The organism is Actinoplanes sp. NPDC049681 (assembly GCF_044465265.1).
Taxonomy (GTDB): domain Bacteria; phylum Actinomycetota; class Actinomycetes; order Mycobacteriales; family Micromonosporaceae; genus Actinoplanes.
Genome location: NZ_JBITLP010000002.1, coordinates 883,426 through 899,109, shown reverse-complemented (window position 1 = coordinate 899,109; position 15,684 = coordinate 883,426). Strand labels below are relative to the sequence as shown.

Below are 15,684 nucleotides of genomic sequence, written 5' to 3'. Positions count from 1 at the left end.
GTGTCGAGGGGGTTTCCGTGACGTTCACCATTCGGCGCCAGATCGCCGCCCTCGCCGTGGCGGGTTTCCTGCTCGTCATCGCGGCCGGGGTCATCGGCTATCAAGGCACGTCGGCGCTCGCGGACCAGCAGCTGACGGCCCGCAACGCCGCATCCGCCCTGCAGGCGGTGCAATCGGTCGACATCGCCCGGGCGCTGTTCCGCGGCAACGTGCTGAACGCGTTGGTGACCAACGACGCCGCGGAGCGCCAGGGGGTTCTCGACAAGCTCGGCGAGAACGTGGCCCAGGCGCGGGCCGGCGTCGACGACGTCATCCGCTACGTGCCCCAACTGCGGCCGCAGGCGGACGCGGTGCTGCCGGTTCTCAACGAGCTGATCGCCTCGGGCCAGCGGATCGTCACCCTGGCCAGCCGGGTGGCGTCGGACCCGACCCGGACGGCGGCTCTCGCCGCCCGGCCCGCGTACGACGAGGTCGACGTCAAGGCCGCGAAGACCATCGCCACGCTGCAGACCGCCATCACCGAACGGGTCCGCAAGTCGTACCAGGACGCCACCGCGGAGGCCACCCGGGCGAAGCTGCTCACCCTGGTCACCGGCCTGCTCGCGGCCCTGGTCCTGGGCGGCGCGGCGATGCTGCTGGCACGGCGGATCGCCCGGCGGGTCACGCACTGCCTCTCGGCCGCGCGCTCGATCGCCGACTACGACCTCACCGTCGACGCCTCCCTCGGCGGCAGCGACGAGCTCGCCGACCTGAGCCGCAGCCTCGGCACGATCGTCACGTCGCTGAACGCCGCCCTGACCGAGATCGGCGACAACGCCACCTCCGTGGCGGCCGCCTCGGAGGAGCTGACGGCCACCAGCCGGCACCTGTCCGAGGGTGCGGCCACCGCGTCCTCGGAAGCGGCGGTGGCCAGCCAGGACATCGACCAGGTCACCGAGAGCGTCGGGCAGACCACCGTCGCGGCACGCGGCCTGGACACGTCGATCCAGGCCATCACCTCGGCCGTCGGCGAGGCGGACAGCGTCGCGCGCGAGGCGGTGGAGCTGGCGGTCAACACCAACCGCACGATCGAGCGGCTGCGCAGCTCCAGCGACGAGGTCTCGGCCGTCGTCAACATCATCACGGCGATCGCGGAGCAGACCAACCTGCTGGCGCTGAACGCCACCATCGAGGCCGCCCGCGCGGGCGAGCAGGGCAAGGGCTTCGCGGTGGTGGCGGGCGAGGTCAAGGACCTGTCCCGGGAGACCGCGTCGGCGACCGGTGACATCTCGGCCAAGGTGACCGCGATGCAGGTGGACACCGCGGGCGCGTTCGAGGCGATCAGCCGGATCAGCCAGGTCATCGACCGCATCGACGAGCTGCAGCGCTCGATCTCCGCCGCGGTGGACGCCCAGATCAGCGCCACCGGGGACATCGTCGCCAACGTCGGCGTCGCGGAGCAGTCGGCGACCGCGGTGGCCGGCTCCATCGGCCGGGTCACCGACACGACGTCGCTGACGCACGAGGCGGCGAGCCAGACCGAGTCGGCCGCGATCGAGCTCGCCCACCTCTCCCACCAGCTGCGCCTGGTGTCAGACCGCTTCCGGCGCTGAGCCGGGGCCCTCCACGAAGATCCCACGCCCGCGGACCCCGCGCACCAGGCCACGCTCGCGGAGAATCTGGTACGCCCGCCGCGCGGTGGCCGCGGAGACGCCGTACTTGTGCACCACTTGCTGATAGGACGGCATCAGCTCCCCGGCGGCGTACCGGCCCGACGCGATCGCGGCCTCGAGGTCATCGGCAATCTGGTAGCGGTTGTGTGCCTCCACGCGTACTCCCCGAAGATACTCGTCGATGTCCCCAGCATCGGGAGAAGACTTTCAGGTGCCGCGTTACATCCACGTGAGAAGTGATATACCAGTCCCTCGTGGACACCGGGTACCACGTGCATCCCCTTCGAGTTTCGGGGCCGGTTCCGGTCGGAGGTGGAGCGGGCGCGGCAGGTGCCGTCGTTCTGTACGGCGGAGAGTCTGGACGCGGATTTTGACGCAGCCGCCGGCCCGCCTCGGCCTCCAGCTCGGAGGGGGACGCCGGGGGCCCGGCGAACGCGGTCGACGGCGGACCCCGGCACCGGATGGAGCAGCGGGTTCAGCGATCCGCAATGGCTGTCGGTCGACCTCGGCGCCCGGCGGCGGCTCAGCGAGATCCGGCTGAGCTGGGGTCTACGGGACCCGCCGCTCCGGCCGGTACGGCTACTCGCTCTTCGAGCTCGGGGTGCGCTGACCCGGCTCGCCGATGGTGACGCAGCACCGGTCGGGCCCCGGGTCGAGCCGCGCGCACCGGCCCGGCGCGCCGACGACCGTCAGCAGCCCGTCGATGAGGTCGAGGTTCATCCCGCACACCAGCTCGGTGTACTGCCCGGCGAGGCGGTGGAACGGGCAGTTGGCGAGGATCAGCTCGCCGTCGACCGTACGCGGCTCGTAGCCGTTGCGCTCCAGCACGGACTCCAGATCGCCGGGTCCGCGTTCCTCCGCGAGCGCCCTGCCCGTCGTCCGGGCGGCCTCGCGCAGCGCCTCGCCGACAGGTACGCCGTCGCGCGCGGCCACCGTGACCGCCTCGGCCAGCACCTGCCCCGCCAGGTCGTACCGGCGCTCGGGCAGGCTGACCGAGATGTCCCGGCCGGCCCGGCGGTAGAGCTTGGCGGGGCGGCCGGCACCGGGGCCGCTGCGCCCGGGCGGCCGCCTGTACTCGACCTCCAGCAGCCCTTCGGCCACGAGCCGGTCGAGGTTGAACTTGGCCACGTGATGCGCGATGCCCGTGGCGGCCGCCGCGGCCTCGCGGCTGACCGGCTCGTCCTGGGCGACGACGTAGCGGTACAGGTCCCTGCGCACGGGCTCACCGAGCGCCGCGACGCTGGCGACGTCGGCCGCGAAGCTCTCGGACATCGGGCCACCTCCGGTTCTACTCTATCGGACACGCATGTTGACGAAACCAGGCGGGGCGTTCTAACGTCAAGGAAATTCTCCGTTAGAGAAGGGACGTCCTCATGACGAGCACCGCCATCCGGCCGGTCCACGACGTGACACCGATGGACCTCGACGCCGCCATCGAGGCCGTCCGGGATCTGCTGGTGGCGCTCGGCCAGGACGTGCACTCGGAGCATCTGCTCGACACCCCGCGCCGGGTCGCCTCCGCGTACGCCGAACTGCTCACCCCCGAGCCGTTCTCGTTCACGACTTTCCCCAACGACGACGGCTACGACGAGCTGGTCCTCGTCCGCGACATCCCGTTCCGGTCGCTGTGCGAACACCACCTGCTGCCCTTCCACGGGGTCGCGCACATCGGCTATCTGCCCGACCAGCGGATCGTGGGCCTCTCGAAGCTGGCCCGCGTCGTGGAGCACTTCGCGCGCGGCCTGCAGGTGCAGGAACGGCTCACCCGGCAGATCGCCGACCACCTCCAGTTCAACCTGCAGGCCAAGGGCGTCGCCGTGGCCCTCGAGGCGGAACACATGTGCATGTCACTGCGCGGCGTACGCGCCACCGGCGCCAGGACCGTGACGTCGACCCTGCTCGGCCTGCACCGCCAGAATCCCGCCACCCGCGCCGAGTTCTACGCCCTTGCCGGCGTGAGGAGCTGACATGACCGCCGACCACCGTACGTTCGTCATCATCGGAGCCGGGTTCGCCGGCGCCAAGGCGGCCGAGGCCCTCCGGGAACGGGGATTCGACGGCCGGGTCGTGCTCATCGGCGAGGAGCCAGAGCGGCCGTACGAGCGGCCACCGCTGTCCAAGGGCTACCTCACCGGCGACGCCGGGAAGGACTCGGTCTTCGTCCACGACGAGGACTTCTACGCGAAGCAGTCGGTCGAGCTGCGCACCGGGACGGGCGTCACGAGCCTCGACCCCGCCGGGCGCACGATCTCCCTGTCGGACGGGTCGCGCCTGCGGTTCGACAAGGCGCTGCTGGCCACCGGCTCCGAGGCCCGCCGCCTGACGGTCCCCGGCTCGGAGCTTGCCGGCGTGCATCACCTGCGTACCAAGGCCGACGCGGACGCGCTGGCCACCGCGGCCGCCACCGCGTCGTCGGCGGTCGTCATCGGCGCCGGCTGGATCGGCAGCGAGGTCGCCGCCTCCCTGCGTACCCGCGGCCTGCCCGTCACGATCGTCGAACCCGCGTCCCTGCCGCTGGAGCGCGTGCTCGGCCGTGAGGTCGGTGCGGTCTACCGGGACCTGCACGCCGGGCACGGCGTCGCACTGCGCCTCGGCGACGGGGTCGCGGCCCTGCACGGCACCGGGCGGGTCGAGGAGGTCCTGACCACCTCCGGTGCCCGGATCCCGGCCGATCTGGTGGTCGCCGGCATCGGGGCCACGCCGCGCATCCGCCTCGCCGCCGATGCCGGACTGACGGTCGGCGACGGGGTGGTCACCGACGAGTTTCTGCGTACCAGCCATCCCGACATCTACGCCGCCGGCGACATCGCCGCCGCCTGGCATCCGCTGTTCCGCGGCCGGCTGCGGGTCGAGCACTGGGCGAACGCCCTGAACCAGGGCCCGGCCGCGGCGGCGGGCATGCTCGGCGCCGGCGAGGCGTACGACCAGGTGCCGTACTTCTTCTCCGACCAGTACGACCTCGGTATGGAGTACACCGGCCACTGCCCCGAGTGGGACCGCGTCGTGTTTCGCGGCACGCTCGGCACCGACGGCTTCCTTGCCTTCTGGCTCCGCGACGGGGTGGTCGCCGCGGCGATGAACGCCAACGTGTGGGACGTCAGCGACCAGCTTCAGCAGCTCGTGCGAGCCCGGGTCCGGGTGCCGGAGCAGCGGCTCACCGACCCGGACGTCCCCGTGGAGGCACTGCTCACGGCAGAGTGACCGCGCGGTCGTGGCGGCGCGCCTTGCCCGCGTACATGGCCGCGTCCGCGATGCCGATGAGCAGGTCGCGGTCGGCACCCAGGCCGGGCTTGGCCTGCGCCACGCCCGTCGTCACCCCCACCGAGACCGTGGTGTCCAGCAGCGGGATCGGCGCCCGTACCGCCTCGGCGATCCGGTCCCGCAGCTGACCCGGGTCGGTTCCGGCCTCGCCGCGGCACAGGATGAGGAACTCGTCGCCGCCGAGCCGGCCGACCAGGTCCTGGTCGCGGACCGTCGCGGTGAGCCGGGCCGCGACGGTCCTCAGGACCGCGTCGCCGGCCGGGTGGCCGTACCGGTCGTTGACGGGCTTGAAGCCGTCGAGATCGCACAACAGGACGGTGACCTCGTCGATCGCGCCGCGGTCCAGATCCGCCAGCGCGCGGTCGATCTCCGCGGAGATGTGCCGCCGGTTGCACAGGCCGGTCAGTTCGTCGTGCGTGGCGTGGTAAGCGAGCGTCTGCTCGGCCCGGTCGCGCTGCGCCGACAGCAGCCGGATCCGTAACAGCACCAGGGGTACGACCAGCAGCGTCCCCACCGGCAGCAGCAGGCTCGACGAGCCCTCGCCGCGGATCACCTGGACCGCCGCGATCAGCGGATTGGCGCTCAGCGCGAGGGCCAGCCAGCCGAGCCGCTGGCGGCTGACCACCGTGCCGGAGCGCGGCGGCACGGTCACCTCCGGGGCGTCCGGGTGCACCGGCGCGGCGGCGATCGTCAGGTACGCCGCCATCATCAGCTCGGCGCTCCATACGGCACCGCCGCCCCCGCCCAGGGTCGACGTGGCCGTGGCGGCCAGGGTCAGCACGGCGGTCAGCACCAGATATCCGAGCGTGCCGCGTCCCGGCCGTCCCATCATGCCCAGGCGCAGCAGGCAGCCGGCGACCCCGAAGAGCACCAGGAGGTCGCCGAGGAGCAGCGCCTGGCCCATCGGCGGGGCACCTGCCGGCAGGTGCGGGCGGATCACCCATTCCCAGAGGGGGCCGCCGGAGCAGAGCCCGAAGAGGGCCGCGTCGATGATGCCGCCCGGGTCGGCGCTCGCGCGACGGCGCAGGGCGACGGCGGTGCCGGCCAGGAACAGCGTGTGCGCGAGGGACTGGGCGAGGTCGGTCGGCGAGCCTTCGGCCCGGCCGAGGTGCGCTTCGGCGATCCAGGTGGGCCAGATCAGCTGCTGGGTGGTGAGCAGCACGAGCCCGGCGACGGCGATCAGCCAGGGCCGCCGGTCGGGCAGGTTGCCGCTCGCCAGCGCGGTCAGGAAGGTGATGATCGGCAGGACCGTGACCGCGGTGTAGATCAGCGCGCGCCGATCCGGCCCGGCCACGGCGTACGCCGTGCCCGCGGCGGCGAGCAGGCCCAGGAACCCGGCGTGCACCAGCCAGGCCGGCACGGTGGCGCGCGGCCAGCGCATCAGCGGTTCCTTCCGTCGGGGTCCACGTGCCTGATCGGCCGCGCGGGTCCGGATCTGAGCACGGGCCCCCGCGCCCGGTTACCCTCTGGTAGCACTCCGAGCATGATAGATGCGCCGACGTCGATGGCACAGGTGCTCCCGGGGGCCGCGGAAGCCTCACATCGGCCGACTCCGCGCCGATGTGTTTCTGGTGCAAGCACGTCGCGGACCGGACGCCACCCTGGTGACGCCGTTGATCTGCGTCCCCTACCTGGCGGCGACCTGGTCGGGCGGGCATCGGCCCGCGATGGCGGCGATCGTCGCGGTCCTCGCGCTGGGTGCGGCCGTCCTGCGGCGCCACCGCACCGCCCGGCACGTGCCGGCTCTGATCGTCAGCACTGTCGGATATGCGGCACTCGGTGTCCTGGACGGCGGGGTCGCCGCCCCGCTCGGCGCCCTGCTGCCGTTCTCGGTCATGGTGTACGCGGCGACCATGCCGCCGCGGGCCTTCGCGCTCGCGGCGGCCCTCTCCGCCACGGCGTACTGGACCGTGGCGATCGCCGGCGCTCCGGCGCCGACCGGGTACGCGGCCGTCTACACCGTGGCCTTCGGCGGCATCTCGTTCCTCTGCCTGCGCTATTCGGTGGCGATGGCGTCGCTGCGGCGGCGCCTCGACGAACTGTCGCAGCTCGACCCGCTGACCGGATGCCTGAACCGCCGTGGCTTCGACGCCCGCCTGGCCGCCGCGGTCGCCGAGGCCGACCGGACCGGCGAACCGATCGTGCTGCTGCGCCTCGACCTGGACCGGTTCAAGCAGGTCAACGACACCTACGGCCACCAGGCGGGCGACGAGCTGCTGGCCTGGACCGCACGCACCCTCAAGTCCCAGCTGCGCACGGAGGATGCCGTCGGCCGTGTCGGCGGTGACGAGTTCGCGGCGGTGCTGACCGGCCCCGACGCCGAGACGGCCGCGGCGGTGGTCGACCGGGTACGGACCGCCCTGAACGGCGTCGCGGCCGGGAGCCTGGGCTTCGCCTGCTATCCGGCCGAGGCGACCGGCATCGAGTCCCTGCACCACCGCGCCGACCAGCGCGTCTACGCCGACAAGGAGGGCCGGGACCGCCGGCTGCCCGGGCCGGACGCCGTCGCCCGGGCACGGGCCGCCGCCGCGCCGCGGCAGGAGCCCCGGGTGTCCCGGCACGAGCGGCGCCGGCGGGCGATCGCCGACTCCGGCCGGCTGGGGATGGTCGACCCGGGCGTCGGGCTGTTCTACGTGGCGCTGTTCGCCGAGGGTCACCCGCACCGGCTGGCCATGGGCGTCCTGCTGGGGGTGGCGGGGCTGATCGGCCTGGCGACCCTGCGGCTGGCGGGTCCGCTGAGCCGGCACGGCCGGGTGGGCCCGGCGATGTTCGCCCTCGGCGTCGTGCAGTTCGGCATCGCGGCGGCCGTGGTCTGCCTCGACGGCGGCGCCGACGCCACGCTGGCACTCGGGTTGTTCGCGCCGCTCCCCCTCATCGCGCTGACCACACCCAGCGTGGGACGTCCCCTCCTGGCCGCCATCGTCGTCGGCTACCTGGGCATCGCGGTGTCCGTCGATCACCCCGATCCCTGGTACGTGGCGATGCACCTGGCCGGCGCGCTCGGGGTGTCGGCGCTCTGCGGGCACAAGGGCCGGATCGCCGCGCGGCGACGGCGGCAGCTCAGCGAGTTGTCGCGTACCGATCCGCTCACCGGCTGCCTCAACCGGCGCGGGTTCACCGAGCGGTTCGCCGCCGAGCGGCCGGCCGCCCTGGTCCTGCTGGACCTGGACGGCTTCAAGCAGGTCAACGACGCGCACGGGCACGCGGCCGGCGACGACCTGCTGATCTGGGTGGCTGCGACGCTTCGCGACCGGGTGCAGCCGGGCGGCGTCGTCGGGCGCCTCGGCGGGGACGAGTTCGTCGTGCTGCCGGGCCCGGACCCCGCCGCCGATCCGGGACGCATCGCCGAGACCCTGCGGGGATCGCTGGCCGAACGCACCGCCTGCAGCGTCGGCGTAGCCGTCCCCGGCGAGCACGGCGAGGACTTCGACGCCCTGTACGCCCACGCCGACGCCGAGCTCTACGCCCGCAAAGCAGCCCGGAGCACGGGGGCACCGACAGCTCAACGCTGATCGGCGGCCAGCCGCACGGCACGGTGCAGGATCCCGTCGAGCATCGCGGCGGTGAGCCGTCCCGTACGCGTGTTCTGCGGGCTCGGGTGATAACAGCCGAGCAGGGTCCGCTCGGCACCGATCGGCTGCTCGCGACCGTGGCCGAACGGTGGTCGCGGACGCAGGCCCGCCCAGCCCGCCGCGGCCTCCCACGCCAGCGCGCCCAGGCAGACGATGACGCGTACCCAGGTCAAGGCGGCCAGCTCGGCGTCGAGGAACCGGGCGCACGCCTGGCGTTCCGCGGCCGTGGGGCGATCCGCCGGCGGAGCGCACCGCACCGCCGAGGCCATCCAGGCGCCGGTCAGGCGCAGGCCGTCGCCGCGGTACGCCGACGTCGGACGGTCGGCGAGCCCCGCCCGGTGCAACGCCGCGACCAGCCAGTCCGCGGTGACATTGCCGGTGAACGCCCGCCCGGTGCGGTTCCCGCCGTGCGCCGCGGTGGCCAGGCCCAGGACGTACACGCCCGCGTCCGGGTCACCGAAGCCCGGCACGGGACGGCTCCAGTAGCGCTCGCCCGCGAAGGCGGGCTTCCGGTGGGCGCTCGCGTATTCGCGGTGCGCCACCAGGCGGGGGCACACGCGGCAGGAAACCACCTGCTCCTCGACCGCGGCGAGCCGCTCGAGACGGTCGGCGGCTGCGGTCATCCGACCACCGTAGCGCCGCCCCCGGACGCGCCTAAGACGCCGCCTCGGCGAGGATCCAGCGGCCGCGGCCCATGCGTTTGGCGCTGTACATCGCGGTGTCGGCGGCCCGCAGCAGTGCGGCGGGACGCCAGGACGAGCCCGAGTCGGAGTCGGCCGTTCCCGCGATGCCGATGCTGGCGCCGACGGTGTACCAGGCGCCCTCGTGCTCGATCGGCATCGCCACGTCCCGCAGGATCCGGTCGGCCGTACGGATCGCGTCGCCGCTGCCGAGCCCGGTCAGCACCACCGCGAACTCGTCGCCGCCGAGCCGGGCCACCGTGTCGGCGTCGCGGACCGCGGCCCGCAGGCGCTGTGCCACGGCCTGCAGGATGGCGTCACCGCCGCTGTGCCCGGCGGTGTCGTTGACCTCCTTGAAACCGTCCAGGTCCAGGTAGAGCAGGGTCGTGCCGGGCGGGGACGCCTCCAGCGCCTCGCTGAGCGCGGCCCGGTTGGCCAGGCCGGTCAGCGGATCGTGCCGGACCTGGAAACTGAGCTGCCGCTCGGCGCGTTCCAGCGACCGCAGGGCGCTGGCGAACCGGGCCAGGACGAGCCCGGTGGTGGTCAGGGTGGCGGCGAACAGCATGATGCGCTCGGCCTCGGCGTAATCGGTCCGGGAGAAGAACACCACCGGCGCCGTCAGCAGGGCCACGCCGAGGAACCAGATCCGGGCGGGGTGCAGCGTCGGCGCCCGGCGGGCGGCCGCTGTCAGCTCCTCGCTGCCCGGGTGCAGGGCGGCGGCGACGAGCAGGCCGTTGCTGAGCAGGATCACCCCGGTGCCCACGGCCATCGCCAGGTGCTCCGACGGGATGAAGGTCGTGCCCAGGTCCGAGGCGATGCGCAGGACGGCGGAGAGCACCAGCAGCCGGGTCGCACCGGTACGGGTGCCCGGCGACAGGATCAGCAGCAGCACGCCGGCGAGGATCACGATGTCGCCGAGCGGGCCCATGACGTACAGGTAGGCGCCGAGCGGGTCGGCGGCCGCGTCGGCGAGGAACGGCGAGATGAAGACGACCCAGATGACGATCGCGACCGCCGTGGCCAGGGTCAGCATGTCCAGGACGGCCGGGCGCAGCCACCGCCCCGCCCGCCGGCGCGCCATCCCGACGAGCGCCGCGCCGTACGCCAGATACCCGAAGGTCCACAGCACGGCCTCGATGACTCCGTCATCCGTGCCGTGCAGCACGTACGTGGTCATCGGGTACACGCTGTCACCGGCGAGCCAGGCGAGCTGGCCGAAGGCGACGTACAGCCAGGGGAACCGTTCCCCGCTGCGCCGGCGCGCGAGGGCCGACCTGGTCACCAGCGCGCACATGACGAGGTACGCGCCGAAGTAGCAGATCTCGCCGAAGGGCGTGGCCGAGGCCACGCCCGCCAGCAGGGCGGCGAGCGCGGTCAGCGTGAGGTACAGCGCGAGCATCCGACGGGTCACAACGACTCGTTCGGTCGTTACGGCCCATCGCGAGGCCTCGGAGCGCGTTTACTCCCGAATTACACCGCAGGACGCTCGCTCAGCCAGCGGTCGATGCATGCCAGCAGGTCCTCGGCGTCGACCGGCTTGGTCACGTAGTCGCTGGCGCCGGAGCTGAGGCTCTTCTCCCGGTCGCCGTGCATCGCCTTCGCGGTGACGGCGATGATGGGCAGGCGGGCGTACTTGGGCATCGCCCGGATCGCGGCCGTGGCGGCGTAGCCGTCCATCTCCGGCATCATGACGTCCATCAGGATCAGGTCGACGTCGTCGTGCTGGGTGAGCACCTCGATCCCCTTGCGCCCGTTCTCCGCGTACACGACCTCCATGCCGTGCAGCTCGAGGATGTTGGTCAGCGCGAAGACGTTGCGGGCGTCGTCGTCGACCACCAGCACCTTGGAGCCGGTGAGGCGGCCGGTGGCGATGCCGCCGCCGTCGGCCACGGGGCCGCCGGCCGGCACCCGCGGGAGGACGTCCTCGCCGGTGCCCGCCGAAAGGTGCAACGTGATGCGCTCGCGCAGCTCGTCGAGGCTCGGCAGCAGCTCCAGCGGGCGGGTGTGCGCCAGCGCCTGCAGCAGGGTGTCCTGCGCCGGGGACAGCTGCCGCCCCTGGTAGGCGAGGACCGCGAGGTGGCGCAGCTCGCTGCGGTCGTGCAGCGCCTTGAGGAAGACCGAGCCGGTGTCGTCGGGCATGGCGAGGTCGAGCACCACCGCCTGGAACGTCCCGGACCGCAACTCGGTCATGGCGGCGTCCGCGTCGACGGCCGTCGTCACGTCGACCGCGCCGTGGGTGCCGGCCACGGCGGCCGCCGCTCCCTGGGCGAGAAGGGTGAGCAGTCCGAGCGGCGTGCCCTCGACGACGAGCAGGCGACGGCCGCCGCCGGCGCTCGAGGAGGCGTCGGCCCGGGGCTCCTCCCGGCGGGGGCCGGCGTCCGTGACGCCCTCCGGTACGGCGTGGACCGGCGAGCTCTGCGCCGGCAGGTAGAGCGTGAAGGTGCTGCCCGCGCCGAGGCTGCTCCGGGCCTTGATCTCACCGCCGAGCAGGTGCGCGATCTCGCGGCTGATGGACAGGCCGAGCCCGGTGCCGCCGTAGCGGCGGCTGGTGGTGCCGTCCGCCTGCTGGAACGCGTCGAAGATCGCGCTGAGCTGCTGCTCGGCGATCCCGATGCCGGTGTCGATCACGCGGAAGGCGACGACCGTGTCGTGGTCGGCAAGCATCGGCGACAGCTCGTCGGCGCGGGCGAGCTCGATCCGGAGCCGGACCTGCCCGTCCTCGGTGAACTTGACCGCGTTGGACAGCAGGTTGCGCAGGATCTGCCGCAGCCGCTGCTCGTCGGTGAACAGGCCGGTGGGCACGTCCGCGGCGGTGGAGACCTCGAAGGCGAGCCCGCGGGAGGTGGTCAGCGGGCGGAACGTCTGCTCCACGTAGTCCAGGAGCACGCGCAGGTCGAAGGCCTCCGGTGCGATGTCCATCTTGCCCGCCTCCACCTTGGACAGGTCGAGGATGTCGTTGATCAGCTGCAGCAGGTCGGTGCCGGCAGAGTGGATGACGTTGGCGTACTCGACCTGCTTGGCGCTCAGGTTGCGGGTGGGGTTCTGGGCCAGCAGCTGGGCCAGGATGAGCAGCGAGTTGAGCGGCGTACGCAGCTCGTGGCTCATGTTGGCGAGGAACTCGGACTTGTACTTCGACGCCAGGGCGAGCTGCTGCGCCCGGGCCTCCAGCTCCTGACGGGCCTGCTCGATCTCGGAGTTCTTCGTCTCGATGTCGTGGTTCTGCCGCGCCAGCAGACTCGCCTTCTCCTCCAGCTCGGCGTTGGACCGCTGCAACTCCTCCGACCGTGCCTGCAGCTCCTCGGACCGGGCCTGCAGCTCGGCGGCGAGCCGCTGCGACTCGGTGAGCAGCACATCCGTACGCGCGTTCGCCACGATCGTGTTGAGGTTGACGCCGATCGTCTCCATCAGCTGATCGAGGAAGTCCCGGTGCACGTCGGTGAACCGGGTCATGCTCGCCAGTTCGATGACGCCGAGGACCTGGTCCTCCACGACGATGGGCAGCACGATGAGCTGGACCGGCGTCGCGGAGCCGAGGCTCGACGACACCGAGAAGTAGTGACCCGGCAGGTCGTCGACGACGATGGGCCGCTTCGCGAGGGCGGCCTGGCCGACCAGCGACTCCCCCAGCCCGAAGCGCCGCCCGGCGCCGTTGTGCCCGTAGCCGCCCACCACCCGCAGCTCCGCGCCGGAGGCGTCGTCGACCAGCAGGAACGTGCCCAGTTGCGCGTTGACCAGCGGCACGAGCTCGTTCATCACCTGGGTGGCGACCACCTCGAGGTCGCGGTGGCCCTGCATGAGGCCGGAGATGTGGGCCAGGCTGGTCTTGAGCCAGTCCTGCTCCTGGTTGGCCCGGGTGGTCTCGCGCAGCGACTCCACCATGAAGTTGATGTTGTCCTTGAGCTCGGCCACCTCGCCGGAGGCGTCGACGGTGATCGACCGGGTCAGGTCACCGGTGGCCACCGCGCTGGTCACCTCGGCGATGGCGCGTACCTGGCGGGTCAGGTTGCCGGCCAGCTCGTTGACGTTCTCGGTGAGCCGCTTCCAGGTGCCGGAGACGCCCTCGACCTCGGCCTGGCCGCCGAGGCGCCCCTCGCTGCCGACCTCGCGCGCCACCCGCGTCACCTCGGCCGCGAACGCGGACAGCTGGTCGACCATCGTGTTGATGGTGGTCTTCAGCTCGAGGATCTCGCCGCGGGCGTCGACGTCGATCTTCTTGGTGAGGTCGCCCTGCGCCACGGCCGTGGTGACCTGGGCGATGTTGCGGACCTGGCTGGTGAGGTTGTTCGCCATGGAGTTGACGTTGTCGGTCAGGTCCTTCCAGGTGCCGGCGACGTTCGGGACCCGGGCCTGACCGCCGAGGCGGCCCTCCGTACCCACTTCGCGGGCGACCCGGGTGACCTCGTCGGCGAAGGCACCGAGCGTGTCGACCATCGTGTTGATGGTCTGCGCGAGGACGGCGACCTCACCCTTGGCCTCGACGGTGATCTTCTTGCTCAGGTCGCCCTGCGCCACGGCCGTGGCCACCAGGGCGATGGACCGCACCTGGTTGGTGAGGTTGAAGCCCATGATGTTGACCGACTCGGTGAGGTCCTTCCAGGTGCCCGAGACGCCCTTCACGTCGGCCTGGCCGCCGAGGCGGCCTTCCGTACCCACCTCGCGGGCGACCCGCGTGACCTCGTCGGCGAACGACGACAACTGGTCCACCATCGTGTTGATGGTGTTCTTCAGTTCGAGGATCTCCCCGCGCGCCGCAACGGTGATCTTCTGCGACAGGTCGCCGCGGGCCACGGCGGTGGCGACCTGGGCGATGCTGCGCACCTGACCGGTCAGGTTGCCCGCCATGGAGTTCACCGAGTCGGTCAGGTCGCGCCAGGTGCCGGCGACGCCGCTGACCTGCGCCTGCCCGCCGAGGCGGCCGTCGGTGCCCACCTCGCGGGCCACCCGGGTCACCTCGTCGGCGAACGACGACAGCTGGTCCACCATCGTGTTGATCGTGCTCTTGAGCTCGAGGATCTCGCCGCGCGCGTCCACGGTGATCTTCTGCGACAGGTCGCCGCGGGCCACCGCGGTCGTCACCTGGGCGATGTTGCGCACCTGGCTGGTGAGGTTGCCGGCCATGAAGTTCACGGAGTCGGTGAGGTCACGCCAGGTGCCGGCAACCCCGGGCACCTCCGCCTGCCCGCCGAGGCGGCCCTCGCTGCCCACCTCGCGGGCCACCCGGGTCACCTCCGCGGCGAACGACGACAGCTCGTCGACCATGGTGTTGATCGTGTTCTTGAGCTCGAGGATCTCGCCGCGGACGTCCACGGTGATCTTCTGCGACAGGTCGCCGCGCGCGACCGCCGTGGCGACCTGGGCGATGTCGCGTACCTGGTCGGTGAGGTTGCCGGCCATCGCGTTGACGGAGTCGGTCAGGTCCTTCCAGGTGCCCGACACCCCGGGTACCTCCGCCTGGCCGCCGAGCTGCCCCTCGGTGCCGACCTCGCGGGCCACGCGGGTCACCTCGGAGGTGAACAGGGAAAGCTGGTCCACCATGCCGTTGAAGACCGTGGCGATCTCGCCGAGCAGGCCGTCGCCGTCCTGCGGCAGCCGGGTCCGGAAGTCGCCGTCCCGTACGGCGGTCAGGCCCGCCAGCAGCTGCCGCAGGTCCGGATCGGCCACCGCCGTCCCCGTACCCGTCCCGTTGTGGTCCGGCTGACCCGCCACGTCCTCGCCCACCGCGATCCTCCCCGGCTCGATCGTCCGGTCATGCGGCCGCAGGGGGCGCGCCGACCGGGCGCAAGTATGCATGGATCTTGGCGCGGCCGCCCGGCACAGGTGTGCGAGGGTCGCGAACGGGGGAATTCGCAACCCTCGCCACCCGCTCAGATCTTCAGCACTCCCGCCAGGCGAAGTGGTACGTCGTCGCGATGCTGCCGTCGGTGGAGTCCATCGTGATGAAGCTGGTGTCGGCGGCTGATCCGCGGCTCACCCGCAGCTCGGTGTTGATGTTGAGGTTGCGCAACTCACCGCACGGGTGCCAGACCAGCGCGGCGACCGGTACCTCGTCGCTCACGATCCAGTTGTCGTCGAGCGGCGCGGCGATCGGGTGGTTGGTGAAGGTGCTCTGGGTCATGCCCTGGAAGTAGTAGTTGGCCCGCTGCGAGGCGGTGGCGCCGGACTTGAGCAGCCCGTACCCGCGGTAGTCCACCTTCGCGATGGCGAAGGTGAAGCCCTGCGGTACGTGGACCAGCACGTTGAGCTGGCAGTTCTTGCGTCCCTCGGTGGAGGGGATGCCCGGGCCGGCCTGAGCGAGGTAGTCGCTGTAGATCGCCGTGAAGGCGGTGTTGTCCGGCGACACGGCCACGTCCGCCGTACCGGGGCGGCAGCCGGAGCCCGCCATGGCGACGAGGTCGATGACGATGTGGTCGTCCGGCGGGTTGTCCATGACCCCGGCGGAGGCGGGCGAGCCCGTGATCAATGACGAGGCGAGCAACGCCAGGACGACACCCCCGCGTACCAGCAATTTACGCATGGGAC

The 15,684-nt window shown here is 72.2% G+C and carries 11 protein-coding genes; 4 read left to right on the top strand and 7 right to left on the bottom strand.

From position 1 onward, the window contains the following. Positions 1 to 17 precede the first annotated feature (17 nt). A complete protein-coding gene (locus ACIBO8_RS09550) occupies positions 18 to 1,592 on the top strand; it encodes a methyl-accepting chemotaxis protein (RefSeq protein ID WP_396114663.1) in 1,575 nt (524 codons plus the stop codon). On the opposite strand, the gene ACIBO8_RS09545 is transcribed toward ACIBO8_RS09550, so the two are convergent. Both ACIBO8_RS09545 and ACIBO8_RS09540 read right to left on the bottom strand, forming a co-directional pair. Then, positions 1,572 to 1,808: a winged helix-turn-helix domain-containing protein gene (locus tag ACIBO8_RS09545; protein WP_396114662.1), complete on the bottom strand. Its 237-nt coding sequence runs from the start codon at positions 1,806 to 1,808 to the stop codon at positions 1,572 to 1,574. The genes ACIBO8_RS09550 and ACIBO8_RS09545 overlap by 21 nt on opposite strands. Before the next feature lie 423 nt (positions 1,809 to 2,231). Beyond that, the gene (locus ACIBO8_RS09540; RefSeq protein WP_396114661.1) at positions 2,232 to 2,924 is read right to left on the bottom strand and encodes a helix-turn-helix transcriptional regulator; all 693 of its coding nucleotides are present in this window, start codon (positions 2,922 to 2,924) and stop codon (positions 2,232 to 2,234) included. Between the two features lie 101 nt (positions 2,925 to 3,025). Between ACIBO8_RS09540 and folE the strand changes: the two genes are divergently transcribed. Beyond that, on the top strand, positions 3,026 to 3,619 hold the full coding sequence (folE, locus tag ACIBO8_RS09535) for a GTP cyclohydrolase I FolE (protein WP_396114660.1): 594 nt from the start codon (positions 3,026 to 3,028) through the stop codon (positions 3,617 to 3,619). 1 nt (position 3,620) lies between these two features. Next, positions 3,621 to 4,853, top strand: a complete 1,233-nt coding sequence (locus ACIBO8_RS09530; protein WP_396114659.1) for an NAD(P)/FAD-dependent oxidoreductase — start codon at positions 3,621 to 3,623, stop codon at positions 4,851 to 4,853. Here the strand turns inward: ACIBO8_RS09530 and ACIBO8_RS09525 are convergent. Next, on the bottom strand, positions 4,840 to 6,294 hold the full coding sequence (locus ACIBO8_RS09525) for a GGDEF domain-containing protein (protein ID WP_396114658.1): 1,455 nt from the start codon (positions 6,292 to 6,294) through the stop codon (positions 4,840 to 4,842). The two genes, ACIBO8_RS09530 and ACIBO8_RS09525, sit on opposite strands and share 14 nt — an antisense overlap. A gap of 190 nt (positions 6,295 to 6,484) precedes the next feature. On the opposite strand from ACIBO8_RS09525, the gene ACIBO8_RS09520 reads away from it, so the two are divergent. Continuing rightward, positions 6,485 to 8,425, top strand: coding sequence for a diguanylate cyclase (locus ACIBO8_RS09520; RefSeq protein ID WP_396114657.1), 1,941 nt, complete (start codon positions 6,485 to 6,487; stop codon positions 8,423 to 8,425). On the opposite strand, the gene ACIBO8_RS09515 is transcribed toward ACIBO8_RS09520, so the two are convergent. The 4 genes from ACIBO8_RS09515 to ACIBO8_RS09500 form a co-directional block, all read right to left on the bottom strand. Next, on the bottom strand, positions 8,416 to 9,108 hold the full coding sequence (locus ACIBO8_RS09515; RefSeq protein WP_396114656.1) for a uracil-DNA glycosylase: 693 nt from the start codon (positions 9,106 to 9,108) through the stop codon (positions 8,416 to 8,418). The genes ACIBO8_RS09520 and ACIBO8_RS09515 overlap by 10 nt on opposite strands. Positions 9,109 to 9,139: 31 nt before the next feature. Then, positions 9,140 to 10,576: a diguanylate cyclase domain-containing protein gene (locus ACIBO8_RS09510; protein ID WP_396114655.1), complete on the bottom strand. Its 1,437-nt coding sequence runs from the start codon at positions 10,574 to 10,576 to the stop codon at positions 9,140 to 9,142. Between the two features lie 59 nt (positions 10,577 to 10,635). Beyond that, on the bottom strand, positions 10,636 to 14,883 hold the full coding sequence (locus ACIBO8_RS09505) for a HAMP domain-containing protein (RefSeq protein ID WP_396114654.1): 4,248 nt from the start codon (positions 14,881 to 14,883) through the stop codon (positions 10,636 to 10,638). 154 nt (positions 14,884 to 15,037) lie between these two features. Beyond that, complete coding sequence (locus tag ACIBO8_RS09500) at positions 15,038 to 15,679, bottom strand: DUF4360 domain-containing protein (RefSeq protein WP_396114653.1); 642 nt, start codon at positions 15,677 to 15,679, stop codon at positions 15,038 to 15,040. Positions 15,680 to 15,684: the final 5 nt, after the last annotated feature.

What these genes read in the sequence shown, in the direction of transcription:
- ACIBO8_RS09540 (WP_396114661.1), bottom strand. Translation starts at nt 2,924, where the DNA reads ATGTCCGAGAGCTTCGCGGCCGACGTCGCCAGCGTCGCGGCGCTCGGT.
- folE (WP_396114660.1), top strand. Translation starts at nt 3,026, where the DNA reads ATGACGAGCACCGCCATCCGGCCGGTCCACGACGTGACACCGATGGAC.
- ACIBO8_RS09530 (WP_396114659.1), top strand. Translation starts at nt 3,621, where the DNA reads ATGACCGCCGACCACCGTACGTTCGTCATCATCGGAGCCGGGTTCGCC.
- ACIBO8_RS09525 (WP_396114658.1), bottom strand. Translation starts at nt 6,294, where the DNA reads ATGCGCTGGCCGCGCGCCACCGTGCCGGCCTGGCTGGTGCACGCCGGG.
- ACIBO8_RS09515 (WP_396114656.1), bottom strand. Translation starts at nt 9,108, where the DNA reads ATGACCGCAGCCGCCGACCGTCTCGAGCGGCTCGCCGCGGTCGAGGAG.
- ACIBO8_RS09500 (WP_396114653.1), bottom strand. Translation starts at nt 15,679, where the DNA reads ATGCGTAAATTGCTGGTACGCGGGGGTGTCGTCCTGGCGTTGCTCGCC.